General features: G+C 75.0%; 19 protein-coding genes. 13 read left to right on the top strand and 6 right to left on the bottom strand.

Annotated elements, in window-relative coordinates; translation table 11 throughout:
- Positions 1-23: 23 nt before the first annotated feature.
- From ACIBBA_RS00730 to ACIBBA_RS00720, 3 genes are all read right to left on the bottom strand, one after another.
- Positions 24-1,217, bottom strand: a complete 1,194-nt coding sequence (locus ACIBBA_RS00730; protein ID WP_396692519.1) for a pyridoxal phosphate-dependent aminotransferase — start codon at positions 1,215-1,217, stop codon at positions 24-26.
- Between the two features lie 44 nt (positions 1,218-1,261).
- A complete protein-coding gene (locus ACIBBA_RS00725) occupies positions 1,262-1,957 on the bottom strand; it encodes an MmpS family transport accessory protein (protein WP_396692517.1) in 696 nt (231 codons plus the stop codon).
- Positions 1,958-2,046: 89 nt separating this feature from the next.
- Positions 2,047-2,796 (bottom strand): MmpS family transport accessory protein, encoded by a 750-nt coding sequence (locus tag ACIBBA_RS00720; RefSeq protein ID WP_396692515.1) that lies wholly within the window; start codon positions 2,794-2,796, stop codon positions 2,047-2,049.
- Between the two features lie 256 nt (positions 2,797-3,052).
- On the opposite strand from ACIBBA_RS00720, the gene glmS reads away from it, so the two are divergent.
- The gene (gene glmS / locus ACIBBA_RS00715) at positions 3,053-4,966 is read left to right on the top strand and encodes a glutamine--fructose-6-phosphate transaminase (isomerizing) (RefSeq protein ID WP_396692513.1); all 1,914 of its coding nucleotides are present in this window, start codon (positions 3,053-3,055) and stop codon (positions 4,964-4,966) included.
- Positions 4,967-5,062: 96 nt separating this feature from the next.
- On the opposite strand, the gene ACIBBA_RS00710 is transcribed toward glmS, so the two are convergent.
- Both ACIBBA_RS00710 and ACIBBA_RS00705 read right to left on the bottom strand, forming a co-directional pair.
- Positions 5,063-6,883, bottom strand: coding sequence for an alpha/beta hydrolase (locus ACIBBA_RS00710; RefSeq protein ID WP_396692511.1), 1,821 nt, complete (start codon positions 6,881-6,883; stop codon positions 5,063-5,065).
- A complete protein-coding gene (locus ACIBBA_RS00705; RefSeq protein WP_396692509.1) occupies positions 6,880-7,176 on the bottom strand; it encodes a hypothetical protein in 297 nt (98 codons plus the stop codon). The genes ACIBBA_RS00710 and ACIBBA_RS00705 overlap by 4 nt, the downstream gene beginning before the upstream one ends.
- 175 nt (positions 7,177-7,351) lie before the next feature.
- On the opposite strand from ACIBBA_RS00705, the gene ACIBBA_RS00700 reads away from it, so the two are divergent.
- The 6 genes from ACIBBA_RS00700 (at position 7,352) to ung (ending at position 12,846) form a co-directional block, all read left to right on the top strand.
- Positions 7,352-7,720: a holo-ACP synthase gene (locus ACIBBA_RS00700; RefSeq protein WP_396692507.1), complete on the top strand. Its 369-nt coding sequence runs from the start codon at positions 7,352-7,354 to the stop codon at positions 7,718-7,720.
- 54 nt (positions 7,721-7,774) lie between these two features.
- Positions 7,775-9,244: an NAD(P)H-hydrate dehydratase gene (locus ACIBBA_RS00695; RefSeq protein ID WP_396692505.1), complete on the top strand. Its 1,470-nt coding sequence runs from the start codon at positions 7,775-7,777 to the stop codon at positions 9,242-9,244.
- A gap of 89 nt (positions 9,245-9,333) precedes the next feature.
- Positions 9,334-10,452, top strand: a complete 1,119-nt coding sequence (gene alr / locus ACIBBA_RS00690; protein ID WP_396692503.1) for an alanine racemase — start codon at positions 9,334-9,336, stop codon at positions 10,450-10,452.
- A gap of 55 nt (positions 10,453-10,507) precedes the next feature.
- On the top strand, positions 10,508-11,596 hold the full coding sequence (locus ACIBBA_RS00685) for an alpha/beta fold hydrolase (RefSeq protein ID WP_396692501.1): 1,089 nt from the start codon (positions 10,508-10,510) through the stop codon (positions 11,594-11,596).
- The gene (tsaE, locus tag ACIBBA_RS00680; RefSeq protein WP_357050953.1) at positions 11,593-12,075 is read left to right on the top strand and encodes a tRNA (adenosine(37)-N6)-threonylcarbamoyltransferase complex ATPase subunit type 1 TsaE; all 483 of its coding nucleotides are present in this window, start codon (positions 11,593-11,595) and stop codon (positions 12,073-12,075) included. Before ACIBBA_RS00685 ends, tsaE begins: the two co-directional genes overlap by 4 nt.
- A 72-nt stretch (positions 12,076-12,147) precedes the next feature.
- The gene (ung, locus tag ACIBBA_RS00675) at positions 12,148-12,846 is read left to right on the top strand and encodes a uracil-DNA glycosylase (protein ID WP_396692498.1); all 699 of its coding nucleotides are present in this window, start codon (positions 12,148-12,150) and stop codon (positions 12,844-12,846) included.
- On the opposite strand, the gene ACIBBA_RS00670 is transcribed toward ung, so the two are convergent.
- The gene (locus tag ACIBBA_RS00670; RefSeq protein WP_396692496.1) at positions 12,835-13,536 is read right to left on the bottom strand and encodes a helix-turn-helix domain-containing protein; all 702 of its coding nucleotides are present in this window, start codon (positions 13,534-13,536) and stop codon (positions 12,835-12,837) included. The genes ung and ACIBBA_RS00670 overlap by 12 nt on opposite strands.
- Positions 13,537-13,751: 215 nt before the next feature.
- Here ACIBBA_RS00670 and tsaB point away from each other — a divergent pair, with 215 nt between their 5' ends.
- Genes tsaB through ACIBBA_RS00640 form a run of 6 tightly spaced genes read left to right on the top strand, consistent with a single transcriptional unit; the run spans position 13,752 to position 19,774 of the window.
- Positions 13,752-14,429 (top strand): tRNA (adenosine(37)-N6)-threonylcarbamoyltransferase complex dimerization subunit type 1 TsaB, encoded by a 678-nt coding sequence (gene tsaB, locus ACIBBA_RS00665; RefSeq protein WP_350871325.1) that lies wholly within the window; start codon positions 13,752-13,754, stop codon positions 14,427-14,429.
- On the top strand, positions 14,426-14,878 hold the full coding sequence (gene rimI / locus ACIBBA_RS00660; RefSeq protein ID WP_396692494.1) for a ribosomal protein S18-alanine N-acetyltransferase: 453 nt from the start codon (positions 14,426-14,428) through the stop codon (positions 14,876-14,878). Before tsaB ends, rimI begins: the two co-directional genes overlap by 4 nt.
- A 4-nt stretch (positions 14,879-14,882) precedes the next feature.
- Positions 14,883-15,929 carry a tRNA (adenosine(37)-N6)-threonylcarbamoyltransferase complex transferase subunit TsaD gene (tsaD, locus tag ACIBBA_RS00655; protein WP_396692492.1) on the top strand — a complete coding sequence of 349 codons (1,047 nt, stop codon included), beginning with the start codon at positions 14,883-14,885 and terminating at the stop codon, positions 15,927-15,929.
- 14 nt (positions 15,930-15,943) lie between these two features.
- The gene (locus tag ACIBBA_RS00650; RefSeq protein ID WP_396692490.1) at positions 15,944-16,198 is read left to right on the top strand and encodes a hypothetical protein; all 255 of its coding nucleotides are present in this window, start codon (positions 15,944-15,946) and stop codon (positions 16,196-16,198) included.
- Positions 16,199-16,256: 58 nt separating this feature from the next.
- Positions 16,257-17,957, top strand: coding sequence for an ABC transporter transmembrane domain-containing protein (locus ACIBBA_RS00645; protein ID WP_396692488.1), 1,701 nt, complete (start codon positions 16,257-16,259; stop codon positions 17,955-17,957).
- Positions 17,957-19,774 carry an ABC transporter ATP-binding protein gene (locus ACIBBA_RS00640; RefSeq protein WP_396692486.1) on the top strand — a complete coding sequence of 606 codons (1,818 nt, stop codon included), beginning with the start codon at positions 17,957-17,959 and terminating at the stop codon, positions 19,772-19,774. The genes ACIBBA_RS00645 and ACIBBA_RS00640 overlap by 1 nt, the downstream gene beginning before the upstream one ends.
- The last annotated feature ends 3 nt before the right edge of the window (positions 19,775-19,777 follow it).

Raw genomic sequence — 19,777 nt, 5'->3', positions numbered from 1 at the left:
TGCGGCCGGCTAGCGCCGCCTGGTCAGTCCACCGAGAGCCCGCGCAGCCGGGTGACCGCCTCGGCGAGCACCTCGGGGCGTTTGCAGAAGGCGAACCGGACCAACCGCCGGCCCGCCTCGGCGTCGTCGTAGAAGACCTGGGTCGGCACCGCCACCACGCCGCACCGCTCCGGCAGCGAGCGGCAGAACTCCACGCCGTCGCGCCCGCCGAGGGCGCTGACGTCGGCGGTGACGAAGTACGTCCCCTCCGGCGCGAGCACGTCGAAGCCGGCGTCGGCGAGGCCACCGACCAGTTGATCCCGGCGAGCCTGCAGGCCCGCTCGGAACCCGTCGAAGTAGTCGTCCGGCAGGGCCAGCGCCACCGCGACCGCGGGCTGCAACGGCGCGGCGTTGACGAAGGTGAGGAACTGCTTCACCCGCAGCGCCGCGGCGACCAACGCACCGGGTCCGCTCGCCCAGCCGACCTTCCAGCCGGTGCAGGAGAACGTCTTGCCGGCCGAGGAGATCCGCAGGGTGCGCTCCCGCATGCCGGGCAGGGTGGCCAGCGGCACGTGCGGGCTGGTGGCGTCGCCGAAGACAAGGTGCTCGTACACCTCGTCGGTCACCGCGTACACGTCGTGCTCCTGGCACAGCTCGGCGACCAGCGCCAGCTCGGCCGGGGTGAAGACCTTCCCGGTCGGGTTGTGCGGGGAGTTCAGCAGCACCAGCCGGGTCCGCGGCCCGAACGCCGCGCGCAGCGCGGCCGGGTCGAAGGCGTACCGGCCGTCGTCGGTGGGGCGCAGCGTGACCGGCCGGCGGACCGCGCCGGCCAGGGCGATCGAAGCGGCGTACGAGTCGTAGTACGGCTCGAAGCAGATCACCTCGTCGCCCGGCTCGCAGAGGGCGAGGATCCCGGCGGCGACCGCCTCGGTGGCTCCCGCCGTCACCACGATCTCGCCGTCCGGGTCGTACTCCAGCCCCCAGAAGCGGCGCTGGTGCGCCGCCACCGCCGCGCGCAGCGCCGGGACGCCGGGCCCCGGCGGGTACTGGTTCTGCCCCGAGCGCAGCGCGTCGACCGCCGCGGCGAGCATCTCCGGCGGGCCGTCGGTGTCCGGAAAGCCCTGCCCCAGGTTGACCGCGCCGGTGCGAACGGCCAGCGCGGACATCTCGGCGAAGATGGTCGTGCCGAACGGCCGCATCCGGGCCACCAGCGGGTCGACATCGGTGCTCGTCGTCACGTCCGCCAGCCTACGGCCCCACGCCCCGGGCTTGACCGGCCCGCTCAGCGGAAGCAGCTGGCCCGCCATCCGGTGCTGGTGGTCTCCTCCGTCAGCGGCTCGCCGCCGTCCACGGTGACCGAGCAGGCGATCGGTCGCTGACCGGAGTCCTTGGTCCTGCTGGCCTGCACCATCACCCGGTCCGGCTGGTCGGTGCGGATGCTCGCCCGCCACGGAAGCCGGGCCGCGTCCAGCCAGACGCGCTCGCCGTTCGCGTCGTAGTAGAGGATGTCGGCCCGCCCCTGCCCGGTCACCTCGTAGACCACGCTGCTCCGACCAGGGCCGGTGGACGGAGTCGTCGCGGGCCGGGTAGAGGACGTCGGCTCCGGCGCGGCGGTGCTGGCCGCCGCGGCGTCGTCGTCCTCGTGCCGGGGGTCGTCGGCGGGTGCCGCGGCCTGGGGCTGGTCGTCCGGCCGGAGCAGTGCGTACCCGCCGAGCCCGACGCCGCCGCAGAGCAGCAGCGCCACCACGAGGATGAGGCCGGTCGCCGGCCGCCGGGTCCGCCGCTCACCGGCCGGAGGGCGGGCCGGGCCGGTGGTCGGACCGACGACGGGTGGCCCGGCGTCGGCGGTCACCGAGTACGTCGGCGCGGCCGGGACCCACGGATCGGCGGCTGCCGCACGCGGATCGAGCGGGGCCCACGGCCCGGGTGCTGACGCATCGAACGAGGGCGGCTCGGCGGGGGAGAGTTCCTCGGGCATGTTGCTTCACTCCTGCTTGAGGGGTACCTGACCGGCAGCTGTCAGACGGCGGATGGTGCGGAGGGGTGGGCCTGCGCCCGCCGGCCCGCTCAGCCGAAGCAGCTCGCTCCCCATTTGGGCGCCGACACCTCGTCGACGGTCTTCCCGTCGACGGTGATCTTGCAGGCCACCGGTCCCTCGTCGGCGGAGTTGTGGGCGAGCACCATGACCCGGCCGGCGTCGTTCACCCGAAGGGTCAGCCGCCAGGGCAGCGCCACGCGCGCATCCTGGACGAAGTCGCCGTTGGCGTCGTAGTACTCCAGGTCCACCGGGCCGTCGCCGGTCACCTCGTAGCGCACCTGGATCGTGCCCGGCTCGCCGGACGGGGCCAGCGCGGGCTCGCTCGCCCACGGCGCGTCCTCGTCCTCCTCGTCCCCGTCCTCCGCGTCGTAGTACGGGTCGGAGTAGGGCTCGTCGGCGATCGGCCCGGACGGTCCCGGGACCTCCGCGTAACGCCGGAGGGCCACGACGCCGAGGGCGCCGCAGATGACCAGGACCAGGACGACCGCCGCGCCGATGATCGCGCCCACGGCCCCCGGCCGGCTGCCGGAGCGGGCCGGGGGAGCGGTCGGCTGCGCGTACGGCCACGGATTTCCGTACGGCGACTGGCCGCCGGGTGCGACGGTGCCCGGCGCGCCCCAGCCGGCCGGCGGGACGGTCCCCGCGGGCGGCGTCGGGACGGTTGGCGGCGGACCGTAACCGGGGTTGCCCGACCCGACGCCGGGGTCGGGGGGCGCCCACGGGCCCGGGGCCGGCCCGGTCGACGGGGTCGGGTCGCCGGAGGGTGAGACCTCGGACATCTGCGTTGCTCCGGGGATGAAACGCGGCCGCGGTGGCGGCGGAGGGGATGCCGGCCGGCGAGGTTGTCGCCGGCCCGCCGGGTTGCGGCCCTCAATGTACGGGTAGGCGGGGAGCGATGAGCGCCCGCGTTGTCGCACCTCGGGCCGGAGATCCGGGCCGTTCGGCGGCCCGGCTCGGGCGTTCGCTCAAAATCAGTGATCGATTACCGGACTTTCGCGCACGCGCGATGAGCGAAACTGGGTTAGGCTGCGGACCATGTGTGGAATCGTGGGTTACGCCGGCGCGCGGCCGGCGCTCGGCATCGTGCTGGACGGGCTGCGGCGGCTGGAGTACCGCGGCTACGACTCGGCGGGCGTCGCGATCGTCTGTGACGACGTGCTGCTGACCGAGAAGAAGGCCGGCAAGCTGGCCAACCTGGAGAAGGTGCTCTCCGAACGGGCCGCCGACGACCCCACGTCCTGCGCGGCCAGCCCGATCGGCATCGGTGACGGCACCACCGGCATCGGGCACACCCGCTGGGCCACCCACGGCGGTCCCACCGACCGCAACGCGCACCCGCACGTCGCCCCCGACGGCCGGGTCGCGGTGATCCACAACGGCATCATCGAGAACTTCGCGCGGCTCCGCACCGAGCTGGAGGCCGACGGCGTCCAGTTCACCAGCGACACCGACACCGAGTGCGCCGCGCACCTGCTCTCCGCCGCGCTCGCCGACCTGCGTGCCGCCGGCCACCCGGACGGCCCGCAGCTGCTCGCCGCCGGCATGCGGGTGGTCTGCCAGCGCCTGGAGGGCGCCTTCACGCTGCTCGCCGTCGATGCCTCGGTGCCCGGCGCGGTGGTCGGCGCCCGCCGCAACTCGCCGCTGGTGGTGGGCCGGGGCGACGGGGAGAACTACCTCGCCTCCGACGTGGCCGCGTTCATCGAGCACACCCGGGAAGCGGTCGAGCTGGGCCAGGACCAGATCGTGCTGATCACCGGGGACACCATCGAGATCACCGACTTCGACGGCCAGCCCGCCAGCGGCAAGGACTTCCACATCGACTGGGACTCGTCCGCCGCCGAGAAGGGCGGCTACGACTGGTTCATGCTCAAGGAGATCGAGGAGCAGCCGCAGGCCGTCGCCGACACACTGCTCGGCCGGCTCACCGACTCCGGCGAGATCATGCTCGACGAGGTCCGCCTCAGCGACCAGGATCTGCGCGACGTCGACAAGATCTTCATCGTCGCCTGCGGCACCGCGTACCACTCCGGCCTGGTCGCCAAGTACGCGATCGAGCACTGGACCCGGATTCCCTGCGAGGTGGAGCTGGCCAGCGAGTTCCGCTACCGCGACCCGGTGCTCGACCGGTCCACGCTGATCGTGGTGATCTCGCAGTCCGGCGAGACGATGGACACCCTGATGGCGCTGCGGCACGCCAAGGAGCAGAAGGCCCGGGTGCTGGCCATCTGCAACACCAACGGCTCCACCATCCCGCGCGAGTCCGACGCGGTGCTCTACACGCACGGCGGTCCGGAGATCGCGGTCGCCTCCACCAAGGCGTTCCTCACCCAGCTGGTCGCCTGCTACCTGATCGGCCTGCACCTGGCCCAGGTACGCGGGATCAAGTTCGCCGACGAGGTCGCCGCCGTGGTCGCCCAGCTCCAGGACGTGCCGGGCAAGCTCCGCGACCTGCTGGAGCGGATCGAGCCGGTACGTGAGCTGGCCCGCGAGCTGAAGTCCGAGCCGACCGTGCTCTTCATCGGCCGGCACGTCGGCTACCCGGTGGCGCTGGAGGGCGCGCTCAAGCTCAAGGAGCTGGCGTACATGCACGCCGAGGGCTTCGCCGCCGGTGAGCTGAAGCACGGGCCGATCGCGCTGATCGACAAGGGCACCCCGGTGGTCTGCGTGGTGCCCTCCCCGGCCGGCCGGGGGATGCTGCACGACAAGGTCGTCTCCAACATCCAGGAGGTGCGGGCGCGCGGCGCCCGGACCATCGTGATCGCGGAGGAGGGCGACGAGGCGGTGGTCCGCTACGCCGACCACCTGATCTACGTGCCGCGTACGCCGACGCTGCTCGCCCCGCTGCTCACCACCGTGCCGTTGCAGATCCTGGCGGCCGAGATCGCCGCCGCCCGTGGTCACGACGTCGACCAGCCGCGCAACCTCGCCAAGTCGGTGACCGTCGAGTAGCCGACGACGTACGACCCGGCCCCGACCGCCGTATCCCGGCGGTCGGGGCTCTGTCATGTCACGGCCGCGCGGCCGCCGGGCCGGAGCGCGCATGCGTCACCGCCCGAGCACGATGCGGGCCATGCCGTCCAGGGCCGGATTGCCCGGCTCCCAGTAACCCGTGTGCCCGTGCCGGCCGCTGGGGAAGACCTGGCCACCGAAGCTCGCCGCGGCCGGGTCCCGGCCGAACCAGAGTTCGTGCTCACCGCGCCCCGGCAGGCCGAGCGCGGCGGCCAGCGGCGACACGTCGAGCAGCGGCGGCCGGAGCAGCTCGCCCGGCGGCCGGGCCAGCCGGATCGCGTCGTCCGGTGCGCTGCTCGCCCAGACCTGCTCGGGTGGCAGGCGCAGCTCGGCGGCGTGGGCGACGCCGACCCCCGGCGAGCCGACGAAGACCAGCGCGTCGGCCGCCAGCCCGTGATCCCGGGCGGCAGTGCCCACCACCAGCGACCCGTAGCTGTGCCCGAGCACCGTCTGTCGGGCCGGAGGGCCGTCATGGGTGGCCCGCAGCCCCTCCTGGAAGAGGTGCAGCGCCGGGCCGGCGTCCCGAGCCTGGCCGGCGAAGACCGCCTCGTGCAGGAAGTCCGGTGCGTCGTAGTCGAGCCAGAGCACGGCTGCGCTCCGCTCGCCGGGGTCGAGCGCGGCGCACCGTTCCAGCACCCGCGCGGCCCGGCCCAGCTCGCCGGGCGCGTCGTCGAGGCCGGCGGTCATGCCCGGCACGTAGGTCAGCACCCGGTCGGCCTGGTCGGGGTCGCCCAGCGCCACCACCACCCGGCCCTCGCCGGCCGGATCCAGCCCGAGCAGGTAGGCGCGCGGCCCCGCCGACCCGGTCAGCCGGTCGGCGAGCACGTCCAGGCCGGCCAGCCGCCCGTCGAGCGCGTGCAGCCGGATGGTCTCGACCGGCCCGGGTGGCACCCGGGCGAGCAGGCGGCCCCGCTCGGCGAGCAGCTCCGCGCGGTGGGCGCCGAGCAGCAGCCGGTTGGCCTGGTCCCGCGCTGCCACCGGCACGCCGTCCAGCCGGCCGACCAGGACCGGCTCGTGCGCCACCAACCAACGCCGCTCGGCCGGCGTCAACCCCGCCCACCACGCTCGGACCTGCGCGGGAGTGGCGTCGGGCGCCGGCCGGCTGGACGGCGGGGTGGCCGGCCAACCCGCCCCGACGGCGGTGGTCAGCTCGTCCAGCCGTGCGGTAACCGCCCGGTCGGCGGCCCCGGCCAGCTCCAACGCCCCACGCAGCTCCGTGGCCACCCGGGCCGCCGCCGGGCCGTCCCGTTCACTCGGCCGGGCCCGGGCCGGATCCGCGCCGACCCGGCCGTCCCGGTCGACCAGCAACCCGGACGCGTCGGCCAGTGCCACCGCCGCGGCCAGCCGACCCTTCGCGGCGGCGAGCCGGGCCGCGTAGTCGGCGAGCACCTGGTCGGCCTCGATCAGCGCGGGAGCGATCGAGGTCAGCTCGCCGCGCAGCACGGTGAGCCGGCCGTCGGCCGCCGTGGCCGCCGGGCCCGACCAACCGGCGCGCAGTGCCGTCGCCCGCTCGGTCAGCTCGCCGGCCCGCCGGTCGACCAGGCCGGTCAACCCCGCCCAGGCCGCGCCCGCGGCCCGCCACGCGCCGGGATCGGCCGCCCAGAGCTGGTCGTAGCCGACCGCCGGCCCGGCCGTCCCGGGCCGGGCGTTCCCGACCTCGGCCGTCCCGACCTCGGCCGTCCCGACCCCGGCCGTCCCGACCCCGGCCGTCCCGACCCCGGCCGTCCCGACCCCGGCCGTCCCGACCCCGGCCGTCCCGACCCCGGCCATCCCGACCCCGGCCGTTCCGGGCCTGGCGGTTCCGGGCCCGGCCGTTCCGAGTCGGGCCGGAATGCCGGCTCGGAGCTGGGCGGTCACCGGGGCAGGGTGGCGAGGCGACGGGCCGCGCGGTCGTCGACGGCCTGGTATGCCGTCACCGCCGCCCGCACCGCACCGCCGGTCGCGGCCACCCGGCCACCCAGCCCGCCCAGCCAGCCGTGCACCGCCGACTCCAGCCCGGCCAGCGCCGGGCCCGCCCGCCGCTGCGGGGCGGGCACCACCAGGCCCGGCGCCCAGGCCAGCCCGCGCGCCAGTCGGTGGGCGTCGTCGTCCAGCCCCCGGGCCACGTGGCGCAGGGCCTCCGGCTGGACGGTGAACGGCTCCTCGGTCATCCCGCACCCCCGTGTGTGGATCGACATCGACACCGGTGACGTTAGGTGTCCGGCGGGCCGCCCCGGGCACCCTGTGGACAGCGGGCGGTTGGCACACGCGTCGGTCGTCCACAGGCGTTGCCGGGGCCCACGCCGGCCGCTAATGTGCCGGCTTCCGCGCCGGTAGGGTGAGCTGGTGATCGTCGCTGTCGGCATCGACGTCGTCCTGGTCGACCGGTTCGCCCGGGCGCTCGCACGGACGCCGCTGCTCGCCGACCGGCTCTTCACCGAGGCCGAGCGCTACACCCGCTCCGGCAATCCACGCTCGCCCGAGTCGCTCGCCGCCCGCTTCGCCGCCAAGGAGGCGGTGGCCAAGGCGCTCGGCGCGCCGGCCGGGCTGAGCTGGCACGACTGCGAGATCGTGCCGGACCCGGACGGGCGGCCCTGGCTGACCGTCTCCGGCACGGTGGCCGCGGCGGCGATCGAGCGCGGAGTGAGCCGCTGGCACCTCTCGCTGTCGCACGACGGCGGGATCGCCTCGGCGATGGTGGTCGCGGAACACTGAGATCGCTCGGGCTGCCGACCGGCACGCCCGCGAGTGGGGACGGGGGCCGACGGCATGAGACCGGTGTGGCGGGTGGCGGACGTACGCGCGGCGGAGGCCGGCCTGATGGCCACCCTCCCGCCCGGGACGCTGATGCAGCGCGCGGCCGGTGGGCTGGCGCGCCGCTGCGCGCTGCTGCTCGCCGACCGGGGCGGGGTGTACGGCTCGCGGGTGCTGCTGCTGGTCGGTTCCGGCGACAACGGCGGCGACGCCCTCTTCGCCGGTGCGCAACTGGCCCGGCGGGGCGCGGCCGTGTCGGCTCTGCTGGTCACCCCGGGGCGGGCGCACGCCGAGGGGCTGGCCGCGCTGCGGGCCGCCGGCGGACGCGTGGTCGACCGGCCACCGGCCGTGGTCGACCTGCTGCTGGACGGGATCGTCGGGATCGGCGGCACGGGTGGTCTGCGGGAGACCGCGGAGCAGTTGGCGGCCAGCCTGGTCCGGCACCGCGGTCGGGACGGCGAACGGGCCACGGTGGTGGCGGTGGACGTCCCGAGCGGGGTCGCGGTGGACACCGGCCACGTGCCGATGACCGCCGCCGGCCGGCCGAGTGCGATCCGGGCCGACGTGACGGTGACCTTCGGGGCCTTGAAGCCGGCGCTGGTGGTGGGCCCCGCCGCGCCGCTGGCCGGCCAGGTCGAGCTGGTCGACATCGGGCTGGAGCCGTGGCTGCGCGGCAGTCCCGCGCTGCGGGTCACCGAGTGGTCCGACGTCGTCGACTGGTGGCCGACCCTCGGCCCGGCCTCGGAGAAGTACAGCCGGGGGGTGGTCGGGGTGGCCACCGGCTCGGCGACCTATCCGGGCGCCGCGGTGCTCTCCGTCGGCGGTGCGCTGGCCGGGCCGACCGGGATGGTCCGCTACGCCGGCGGCGCCCGGGCCGAGGTGGTGCACCAGCACCCGTCGGTGATCGCCACCAGCCGGGTCGCCGACGCCGGCCGGGTGCAGGCGTGGGTCTGCGGCTCGGGGCTGGGCACCGGCGACGACGCGGCGAGCGAGCTGCGCGCGGTGCTCGCCGCGCCGGTGCCGGTGGTGCTCGACGCCGACGCGCTCACCCTGCTGGTCGACGGCTCGCTCGCCGAGCAGCTGCGCCGTCGGGACGCGCCGATCGTGGTCACCCCGCACGACCGGGAGTTCACCCGGCTCAGCGGGGAGGAGCCGGGTGCGGACCGGGTCTCCGCCGCGCTGCGGCTCGCCGCCTGGATGAACGCGGTGGTGCTGCTCAAGGGCGACCGCACGGTGATCGGCACCCCGAACGGCCAGGCGTACGTCAACCCGACCGGCACCTCGGCGCTGGCCACCGGGGGCACCGGGGACGTGCTGGCCGGGCTGCTCGGCTCGCTGCTCGCCGGCGGGGTGCCGGCGGCGGAGGCGGCCGCCGCGGCGGCGTACCTGCACGGGCTGGCCGGCCGGGAAGCGGCCCGCGGCGGACCGGTGACCGCGCCCGACGTGGCGACCGCGTTGCGTCCGGTCGTCGCCCGGCTGGGCTGACCGTCCCGCCGACCGTCCCGGCGACCGGTTCCGGGCGGTCGCCGTGCGTCGACCAACGGCGTGATCACGGTGGAAAGTAGGCTGGGGCCATGTGGCAGGCCGAGGTGCGCGTTGATCTGGACGCGATCCGTGAGAACGTGAGCCGACTCCGGTCCGGCACCACCGCCGAGCTGATGGCGGTGGTGAAGGCGGACGGGTACGGCCACGGCATGATCCCGTCCGCCCGCGCCGCGCTCGACGGCGGCGCGGACTGGCTCGGCGTCTGCACCCTCGACGAGGCGCTCACGCTACGCCGGGCCGGGATCACCGTGCCGGTGCTGGCCTGGCTGCTCGCCCCCGGGCTGCCGCTGCACGAGGGGGTCAGCGCCGGGGTCGACCTGGCCGCCGCCAGCCTGCCCCAATTGGACGAGATGCTCGACGCGAGCCGCCGGGCCGAGCGCCCCGCCCGGCTGCACCTCAAGATCGACACTGGCCTCTCCCGCGGCGGGGCCACCGTCGCGGACTGGCCGGCTCTGCTCGACGCGGCCGCGAAGGCGCAGGCCGACGGCCTCATCGAGGTGGTCGGGGTGTGGAGCCACTTCGTCTACGCCGACATGCCCGGTCACCCGACCACCGACCGGCAGCTGGCCGTCTTCCACGAAGGGCTGGCCATGGTCGAGCAGGCCGGGCTGCGCCCGCGCTACCAGCACCTGGCCAACTCGGCGGCCACCCTCACCCGGCCGGACACCCACTTCGACCTGGTCCGGCCCGGGCTGGCCGTCTACGGACTCTCGCCGATCGCCGGGGAGACCTTCGGGCTGCGCCCCGCGATGACCGCCCGGGCCCGGGTGATGCTCACCAAGCGCGTACCGGCCGGCACCGGCGTCTCGTACGGGCACACCTACACCACCGACCGGGAGTCGAACCTGGCGGTGGTGCCACTCGGCTACGCCGACGGGGTGCCCCGGCACGCCTCCAACAGCGGACCGGTGCAGCTCGGCGGCGCCCGGCGGGTCATCTCCGGCCGGGTCTGCATGGACCAGTTCGTGCTGGACTGCGGCGACGACCCGGTGGCCGCCGGCGACGTGGCGACGCTCTTCGGCAGTGGCGCGGACGGTGAGCCGACGGCTGACGACTGGGCCGACGCGGTGGGCACCATCAACTACGAGATCGTCACCCGGTTCGGTGGCACCCGGGTGCCGCGGGTCTACGACGGCGAGCGCCCGTGAGCGCGAGGAGTGAGCCGGGTTTGCGAGCCCCGCAGTCGCGAGCCAAGGTGGCCCCGTGAGTCGGTACCGCATTCCCCGGCCGCGGACGGCGACCGGTCGGGTCGCCGGGGTGGTCGGCGCCGCGGTGGGCGTGGCCGCGGCCGGGCTCGCCGCCGGTGTCGCCACCGAGCGGGCCCTGGTCCGCCGGCTCAAGGCCGACCCGTCCGATCCCTGCGCGCTCGAACCCTTCGACCAGCTGCGGTACGACGAGGCGTTCCGGCTGGAGTTGCCGGACGGCACCGACATCCACGTCGAGGTGGTCGAGCCGACCCGCCCGGTGCCGGGCAACCCGACGGTCGTGCTGGTGCACGGCTTCTGCCTGGACATGGGGACGTTCCACTTCCAGCGCCGGATGCTCACCGAGCGGGGCGAGCACCGGGTGGTCGCCTACGACCAGCCCGGGCACGGCCGCTCCGGCCGGCTGGAGACCGGGGAGTACGACCTCGCCGCGCTGGGTCACACCCTGCGCCGGGTGATCGACCGGACCGCCCCCGAGGGGCCGCTGGTGCTGGTCGGTCACTCGATGGGTGGGATGACCATCATGGCCTTCGCCGAACTGTTCCCGGAGATGTTCGGCGACCGGGTGGTCGGCACCGTGCTGATGGCCACCTCGGGCGGGCTGCTCGCCGAGACGAAGCTGGTGGCCCCGGCGCTGCTCGGCCGGGTCGGCGGGCCGATGCTGTTCATGATGAGCAACGCCACCCGGTACGGCGGCACGGTGATCGACAAGGCCCGCAAGTCGACCTCGAACGTGGCCTGGCTGCTGACCCGGAAGTACGGCTTCGGCACCCGGAAGCCCAGCCCGGCCCTGGTGTCGTACGTGGAGACGATGAACTCGCGTACGTCCGCGGACACGGTCACCCGTTACCTGCGGACGCTCGCTACGCACTCCCGATATCCCGCGCTGGCCGCGCTCGCCGACACACCGGTGCTCGTGGTGGTCGGCGACAAGGACATGATCACCCCGGTGACCCACTCCGAGGAGATCGTCCGGCGGCTGCCGCACGCCGAGTTCATCAAGATCTCCGACAGTGGGCACGTGGTCATGCTGGAACACGCGGTCGAGGTCAACGCCGCGTTGGCGAGTTTCCTGGAGGGACTGTGAGTCAGGTCGTGAAGCTGCCGACCCTGGCCGACACGCACGAGTTCGGCCATCGGCTCGCCGGTGTGCTGCGCGCCGGCGACCTGGTCCTGCTGACCGGGCCACTGGGCGCCGGCAAGACCGCGCTGACCCAGGGCATCGGCGCGGGGCTCGGCGTGCTCGGCGACATCACGTCGCCGACCTTCGTGATCGCCCGGGTGCACCGGCCGGACCGGGCCCGGGGCGGGCGGGTGGCGCTGGTGCACGCCGACGCGTACCGGCTGGGCGAGGCCGCCGACCCGCGGGCCGAGATCGACGACCTGGACCTGGACGCCTCGGTGGACGAGTCGGTGACCGTGGTCGAGTGGGGCGAGGGCATGGTCGAGCAGTTGGTCGACGCGCATCTGCGGGTCCGCATCGACCGCCGTGACGACGACACCCGGATCGTCGAGCTGGACCCGGTCGGCGGCGACTGGGCCCAGCGCCTGGCCGCTCTGCGCTGACCGGAGCCGGTCCGCCGGCACGCTGTCGGAGCGGGCTGGTAGGAAGGGCCGACCGACTGCGAAAGGTTGCCGATGCCCGACGTACCCGCCCTGGATCTGCTCGCGCTACTGCCGGAGGAGTGGCGGGCCGCCCTCACCCCGCACCTCGATCCGGCCCGCACCGCGGCCTTGGCCGAGTTCGTCGCCCGGGAATACGCCACCGGGACCGTCTTCCCGCCCTTGGCGGACCTCTTTTCCGCCTACCGGCTCTGCTCGCCGCAGGCGTGCCGGGTGCTGATCCTCGGGCAGGACCCCTACCACCGGGCCGGGCAGGCGCACGGGCTCAGCTTCAGCGTCCGCGAGGGGGTGAGCGTCCCGCCGTCGCTGCGCAATGTCTTCAAGGAGCTTGGCGAGGACCTCGGGGTGCCGAAGCCGCGCAGCGGCAACCTCGACGGGTGGGCGGCCCAGGGTGTGCTGCTGCTCAACTCGGTGCTGACCGTTCGCCAGGCCACCCCCGGCTCGCACGCCAACTCCGGCTGGGAGGAGTTCACCGACGCCACCATCCGGGCGCTCGACGCGTCGCCGAGTCGGGTGGTCTTCCTGCTCTGGGGCGGCTACGCCCGCAAGAAGGCGGCGCTGGTCACCAACCCGCAGCACGTGGTGCTGGAGGCGGGTCACCCGAGCCCGATGAACCCGCGCGGCTTCCTCGGCAGCCGGCCGTTCAGCGCGGCCAACAAGGCACTCGCCGACGCCGGCCTGCCCACCATCGACTGGGAGAAGTCAGCCGGCTGACCCCGCCCGCCGCCGACGATGGCGCCGGAGCAGCTCGGCCGCGCGCGGATCGGTCACCTCCAGGTCGACCAGAGGCACCACCGGATAGCTCCGTTCGCCGTGCCGCACCTCGACGGCGTGGGGCAGCTCGTCGCACATGCTCGCCCGGATCTCGCCGTGGCGGGTCTGCCAGCGGTGCTCGCCCTGCTCCTCGGGCTCCAGGTGCACGCCGCCGAATTCACCCCACCGGGCGTTCCAGCGTTGCCCGTAGGCGGCCTCGAGCCACCGGGTGAAGCGGGCCGAGTCGCGCCAGCGGATCGCGACCTCCAGGGTGTCGACCGGGAGTGGGGCGCCCTGGAGCAGCGCGGCCGTGCCGCCCGTGATCACGTACGGCAGGTCACCGAGGTTGTCCAGCAGCCGGTGCAGGCCCAGCTCGTCGATCCGGTCGGCCAGCGGGCGCGCGGCCAGCTCGGCCAGCGTGGCGTCCACGTGCGCGTCGAGCGGCTCGACCGCCACGGTGAGCTGCACGTCCATCGCGGCGAGCAGCCGCTCCAGCAGCGGCAAGCCGGCCGCCCGGTCGCCGCGCTCGATTCGGGCCACGGTGGCCTGGCTGACGCCGGCCAGGCTCGCCAGCTCGCGCTGGCTGAGTTCGCGCGACTCGCGCTGCTGCCGGACGGTACGGCCGAGGAGGTGGACGAGGCGGGTTGGCATTCCGGCATGGTCGGGCATGTCCCAGTGCGCGCGATACCGCAGAGGCATATTGATGACTCAGCGGTATCACGCTCGCCGGTGCAGGCGGGGGAGCAGCAGTCCGATTGGCGGCGCCCCCCGGAGGGGTCGTCGGGCCGACGCGCGGTGCGGGCCGGGTGTCGGTGGGGGCGGGGCGTTACCGGGCGTGACGACGGGGGCGGCTAGGCTGGCTTACCGTGCTCGTACTCGTGGTGGACAGCTCGACCCCTGCGGTGACCGCGGCGCTGGTGGAGGTTTCGGCGGACGGTGTGACGTCCCGGGCGCACCGGTGCACGGTCGATGCCCGGGCGCACGGCGAACTGCTCGCGCCCCAGGTCGACGCGGTCCTGGCCGACGCCGACGCCCGCCCGGGCGACCTGGGCGCCATCGTCGCCGGGCTCGGCCCGGGGCCCTTCACCGGGCTGCGGGTGGGCCTCGTCACCGCCGCCACCATGGGCCAGGTGCTCGGCATCCCCACGTACGGTGTCTGCTCGCTGGACGGCATCGGCCACCCGGCGGCGGCCGGCGAGCCGGTGCTGGCCGCCAGCGACGCCCGCCGCAAGGAGCTCTACTGGGCCGTCTACGACGGCGCCGGCCAGCGGATCGTCGGGCCCGAGGTGTCCACGCCGGCGGTGGCCGCCGCGCGCGCCCGCGAGCTGGCGGCGACCGTCGCGGTCGGCGACGGGGCGCACCGCTACGCCGAGGCGCTGGGCCTGCCGGTCCGGGTCGAGCCGCGCTACCCGGACGCCACCGTGCTGGCGCTGCTCGCCGGCGAGCGGATCCGGGCCGGCGCGCCCAGCGAGCGACTCACCCCGCTCTACCTGCGTCGTCCGGACGCGGTGGCGACCATCGCGCGCAAGCCGGTGCTGCCGTGAGCGGGATCCACCTGGAGCGGTTCCGGTGGTGGCACATCGACGACGTGCTGCCGATCGAGGCGGACCTCTTCGGCGCCGAGCAGTGGTCGCCGGCGATGTTCTGGAACGAGCTGGCCAACGGGCACCACTACCGGGTCGCCGTCGACGCCGACGGCGCGGTGCTCGGCTACGCCGGGCTCGCCGGGGCCCCGCCGAACGAGGTGTGGGTGCAGAACATCGCGGTCCGCCGCGACGCCCAGCGGCGCGGCGTCGGCCGGGTCCTGCTGGAAGAGCTGCTCGCCGAGGCCACCCGGCGCGGCGCGCGCAGCACCCTGCTGGAGGTTGCGGTGGACAACGCCGCAGCCCAGCGGCTCTACGCGACGTACGGGTTCGAGCCGATCGGGGTGCGGCGCGGCTACTACCAACCGAGCAACACCGACGCGCTGGTCATGCAGCGGGACGAGGACTGATCCCATGGCCGACGAACCGCTCATCCTCGGCATCGAGACCTCGTGCGACGAGACCGGTGTCGGCATCGTCCGCGGGCACACCCTGCTCGCCGACGCGCTCGCCTCCAGCGTCGAGGAGCACGCACGGTTCGGCGGCGTGGTGCCCGAGGTGGCCAGCCGGGCCCACCTGGAGGCGATCGTGCCGACCATGGACCGGGCGCTCGCCGAGGCCGGCGTCACCCTCGCCGACATCGACGCCATCGCGGTCACCTCCGGCCCCGGTCTGGCCGGCGCGCTGCTGGTCGGGGTGGCCGCCGCCAAGGGGTACGCGCTCGCCGCCGAGAAGCCGGTCTACGGGGTGAACCACCTGGCCGCGCACGTGGCGGTGGACACCCTGGAGCACGGTCCGCTGCCCGAGCCGGCGATCGCACTGCTCGTCTCCGGCGGGCACTCGTCGCTGCTGCTCGTCGACGACCTGGCCCGCGGCGTCACCCCGCTGGGCGCCACCATCGACGACGCCGCCGGGGAGGCGTTCGACAAGGTCGCCCGGCTGCTCGGGCTGCCGTTCCCGGGCGGCCCGCCGATCGACCGCGAGGCGCGGTCCGGCGACCCGGCGGCCATCGGCTTCCCGCGCGGGCTGACCGCCGCCAAGGACCTCGCCGCGCACCGGTACGACTTCTCGTTCTCCGGCCTGAAGACCGCGGTGGCCCGCTGGGTGGAGGCCCGACAGCGGGCCGGCGAGCCGGTGCCGGTCGCGGACGTGGCCGCGTCCTTCCAGGAGGCGGTCTGCGACGTGCTGGTCAGGAAGGCGCTGGACGCCTGCCGCAGCAACGGGATCGAGACGCTGGTCATCGGCGGGGGAGTGGCGGCGAACTCGCGGCTGCGCGCGATGGCCGAACAGCGGGCCGAGAAGCACGGCATCCGGGTCAGGGTGCCCCGTCCCAAGCTCTGCACCGACAACGGGGCGATGGTGGCCGCGCTCGGCTCGCACCTGGTAGCCGCCGGCGTCGCACCGAGCCGGCTCGACCTGCCGGCGGACTCGGCCCTGCCGCTCACCACGGTCAGCGTGTGACGGGGGCGGCCGACATGATCGTCAGGATGTGGGAGGCGCGCGCGGAGTCGTACGCCGTCGCGGACCTGATCACCTGGGTCTGCGACACCGCGCTGCCCGACTTCGAGCACGACCCGCTGCACGTGTCCAGTGAGGTCTACTCCTCCACCGACCACCGGGTCGTGGTCATCTCGAAATGGCGCAACAGCCCGCGGCCGCTGCCCGACCCGCCCGCCATGCTGGTCGCCCGGCCGCCCCACTCGTGGGACTTCACGCAGGTCGACCGCTGATCAGCGGGCGGTAATTGGTTCGCGCCGCCACCCGTCGGCCGCCTAGCGTCGAAGGGCCATGCGCTTCTCACCGGCCGGGGAACCCGGCGTACCCGATTCCCGGTCGGCGACCCGCTACCTGATCTGGCTGGCCGCCCGGCACAAGCTGCTCTTCAGCGCCGGGCTGCTGCTCGGTGTCACCTGGATGGTGGCCCAGGCGCTGATGCCGGCCGCCGTCGGTCGGGCCGTGGACGGGCTCAGCCGCCGGGACTCCGACGCGCTGCTCACCTGGGGTCTGGTGCTCCTCGGCCTGGGCGTGCTCCAGGCCGTCGCGGGGATCCTGCGCCACCAGTGCGCGGTGCGGAACTGGCTGGCCGCCGCCTACCGGACGGTGCAGCTCACCGTGGCGACCGCGAACCGGCTCGGTGCGGCCCTGCCCCGCCGGGTCGCCACCGGCGAGGTGGTGAGCATCGGCACGTCGGACATCGAACAGATCGGCCACGCGATCGACATCACCGCCCGGGGCACCGGCGCGCTGGTCGCCATCGCGACCGTGGCGGTGATCCTGCTGGACGCCTCGATGCCGCTCGGCCTGGTCGTGGTCCTGGGCGTACCGGTGCTGATGGCGGTGGTCGGGCTGCTGATCCGGCCGCTGCACCGGCAGCAGCACGCGTACCGGGACGCGGAGGGGGCACTGACCACGCGGGCCGGCGACATCGTCTCCGGGCTGCGGGTGCTGCGGGGCGTCGGCGGCGAACCGGTGCTCTCGGCCCGTTACCGCGACGAGTCGCAGGCGCTTCGTACGCACGGCGTCCGGGTGGCCCGGGTCCAGGCGCTGCTGGAGGCGGCGCAGGTGCTGCTGCCCGGCGCGTTCCTGGTGCTGGTGACCTGGCTCGGTGCCCGGTTCGCGCTGGCCGGCCAGATCAGCGCCGGGCAGCTCGTCGCCTTCTACGGCTACACGGCGTTCCTGGTCAGCCCGCTGCGGCAGCTCACCGAGGCGGTGGACAAGCTGACCCGTGGGCACGTGGCGGCCCGGCGGGTGGTCCGGCTGCTACAGCTCACCCCGGAGCTGGTCGACCCGGCCCGCTCGGCGACCGTGCCGGACGGCCCGGGTGAGCTGGTCGACGTCGAGTCCGGGGTGCGGGTGCCGCCGGGCCGGTTCACCGCGCTGGCCGCCGCCGTGCCCGAGGACGCCGTCGCGATCGTCGACCGGCTCGGCCGGTACACCGACTCGGACGCGACGCTGCACGGCGTACCGCTGCGGGAGCTGGCGCTGGCGACGGTGCGGGAGCGGGTCCTGGTGGCCGACAACGACGCGCGGCTCTTCACCGGGCAGCTCCGCGCGGAGCTGGACCCGCACGGGGCGGCCGACGACGCGGCGCTCGACGCGGCGCTGCGGGCGGCGAGCGCCTCCGACATCGTCGACGCGCTGCCGGACGGGCTGGACAGCCTCGTCGCCGAGCGTGGTCGGGAGTTCTCCGGCGGGCAGCAGCAGCGGCTGCGGCTGGCCCGGGCGCTGGTCGCCGACCCGGAGACCCTGCTGCTCGTCGAGCCCACCAGCGCGGTCGACGCGCACACCGAGGCCCGGATCGCGGCGCGGCTCGGCGTCGCCCGCGACGGCCGCACCACCCTGGTCTGCACCACCAGCCCGCTGCTGCTCGGGCACGCCGACCACGTGATCTTCGTGGAGGACGGCAAGGTGGTCGCCGAGGGCAGCCACGCCGACCTGCACGACACCGAGCCGCGCTATCGGAGCACGGTCAGCCGAGGGGAGGACTGATGGCCGTCGCGCTGCCGGTCGCCGACGCGGCGCAGGTGCGCCGCTACGCGCGTACGCTGGTCCGCCGTCATCCGCGTGCCCTCGCCGCCGCGCTCGGCCTGCACGCGTTGGGCGCGGCGGCCGGCCTGGTCGCCCCGCGCCTGCTCGGCGACCTGGTCGAGGGCATCTCCCGGGGCACGTCCCGGGTGACGGTGGACCGGATCGCCCTGTTGATCGCCGGTTTCGTGCTGGTGCAGGCGGTGCTGGTGCGGTTCGCCCACCTGGCTTCGGCGCGGCTCGGTGAGCGGGTGCTCGCCGAGCTGCGCGAGGAGTTCGTCGACCGGGTGCTCGCCCTGCCGCTGGCCACTGTGGAGCGGGCCGGCACCGGGGACCTGCTCACGCGCACCTCCCGGGACGTCTCGGCGCTGTCCCGGACGGTCCGCCTCGCGGTGCCCGAGACGCTGATCGCGATCGTCACCGCCGGCTTCATCATCGGCGCGTTGCTCCTGGTCGGCCCGCTGCTCGCGGTGCCCTGCCTGATCGCGGTGCCGGTGCTCTGGGCCGGCACCCGCTGGTACCTGCGCCGGGCGCCCGCCGGGTACCTGCGGGAGAACGCGGCCTACTCGGACATCACCGACGGGATCAGCGAGGCCGTCGAGGGGTCGCGGACCACCGAGGCGCTGCGCCAGCAGGCGCGCCGCCGGGCCCGCACCGACGCCGACATCCGCCGGTCGTACGCGGCCGAGCGCTACACGCTCTATCTGCGGACCATCTTCTTCCCGGTGGCCGAGATCGGCTACGTGGTGCCGGTGGTGGCGACCCTGATCTTCGGTGGCTGGTTCTATCTGAAGGGCTGGGTGAGCCTCGGCCAGGTCACCGCCGCCACGCTCTACGTGCAGCAGCTCGTCGACCCGGTGGACCGGCTGCTCTCCTGGCTGGACGAGTTGCAGGTCGGCGGCGCCTCGATGGCCCGCCTCCTCGGCGTGGCCGAACCCGGCACCGCCGCCGCACCGGCTCGCGCGTCCGCCCCGCCGGCTGCCGCTTGCGCCCCGCCGGCCGCCGCCGTTGTCGGCGCTGGCGGCGGATCGGGCGACCGGGAGCGGCAGTTGGTCGCCCGGGACGTCCGCTACGCGTACCGGGCGGGTCGCGACGTGCTGCACGGGGTGACCCTGGCGCCCGAGCCGGGGGAGAAGCTGGCCATGGTCGGCCCGTCGGGCGCCGGCAAGTCGACGCTCGGCCGGCTGCTCGCCGGGGTGCACGCGCCGGGCAGCGGCTCGGTCACCGTGGCCGGTCGCCGGCTCGACACGCTGCCCCTGGCCGAGCTGCGTTCGCACGTCGCGCTGGTCACCCAGGAACACCACGTCTTCATCGGTACGCTTCGCGAGAACGTCGCCATGGTCCGGCCCGCCGCGACCGAGGCGGACGTCCGGGCGGCCCTGGCCGCGGTGGCGGCCCTGGACTGGGCGGACGCGCTGCCGAACGGGCTGGACACGATGGTCGGCTCCGGCGGACACCCGCTCAGCCCGGCGCAGGCCCAGCAGCTCGCGCTGGCCCGGCTGGTGCTGGCTGACCCGCACACCCTGGTGCTGGACGAGGCCACCTCGCTGATCGACCCGCGTGCCGCCCGGGCGCTGGAGCGGTCCCTCGCGGCCGTGCTCGAAGGCCGGACGGTGATCGCCATCGCGCATCGGCTCTTCTCCGCTCATGACGCGGACCGGGTGGCGGTGGTCGAGGACGGCCAGATCACCGAGCTGGGCTCGCACGACGAGCTGGTCGCCGCCGACGGCTCCTACGCCGCCCTCTGGCGCTCCTGGCACGGCCCCACCCCTGCGGGTTGATCA

Source organism: Micromonospora sp. NPDC051006, from assembly GCF_044456245.1.
Classification (GTDB): Bacteria; Actinomycetota; Actinomycetes; order Mycobacteriales; family Micromonosporaceae; genus Micromonospora.
The sequence above is the reverse complement of the archived record's forward strand: the minus strand, read 5'-3'. Positions and strand labels throughout refer to the sequence as shown.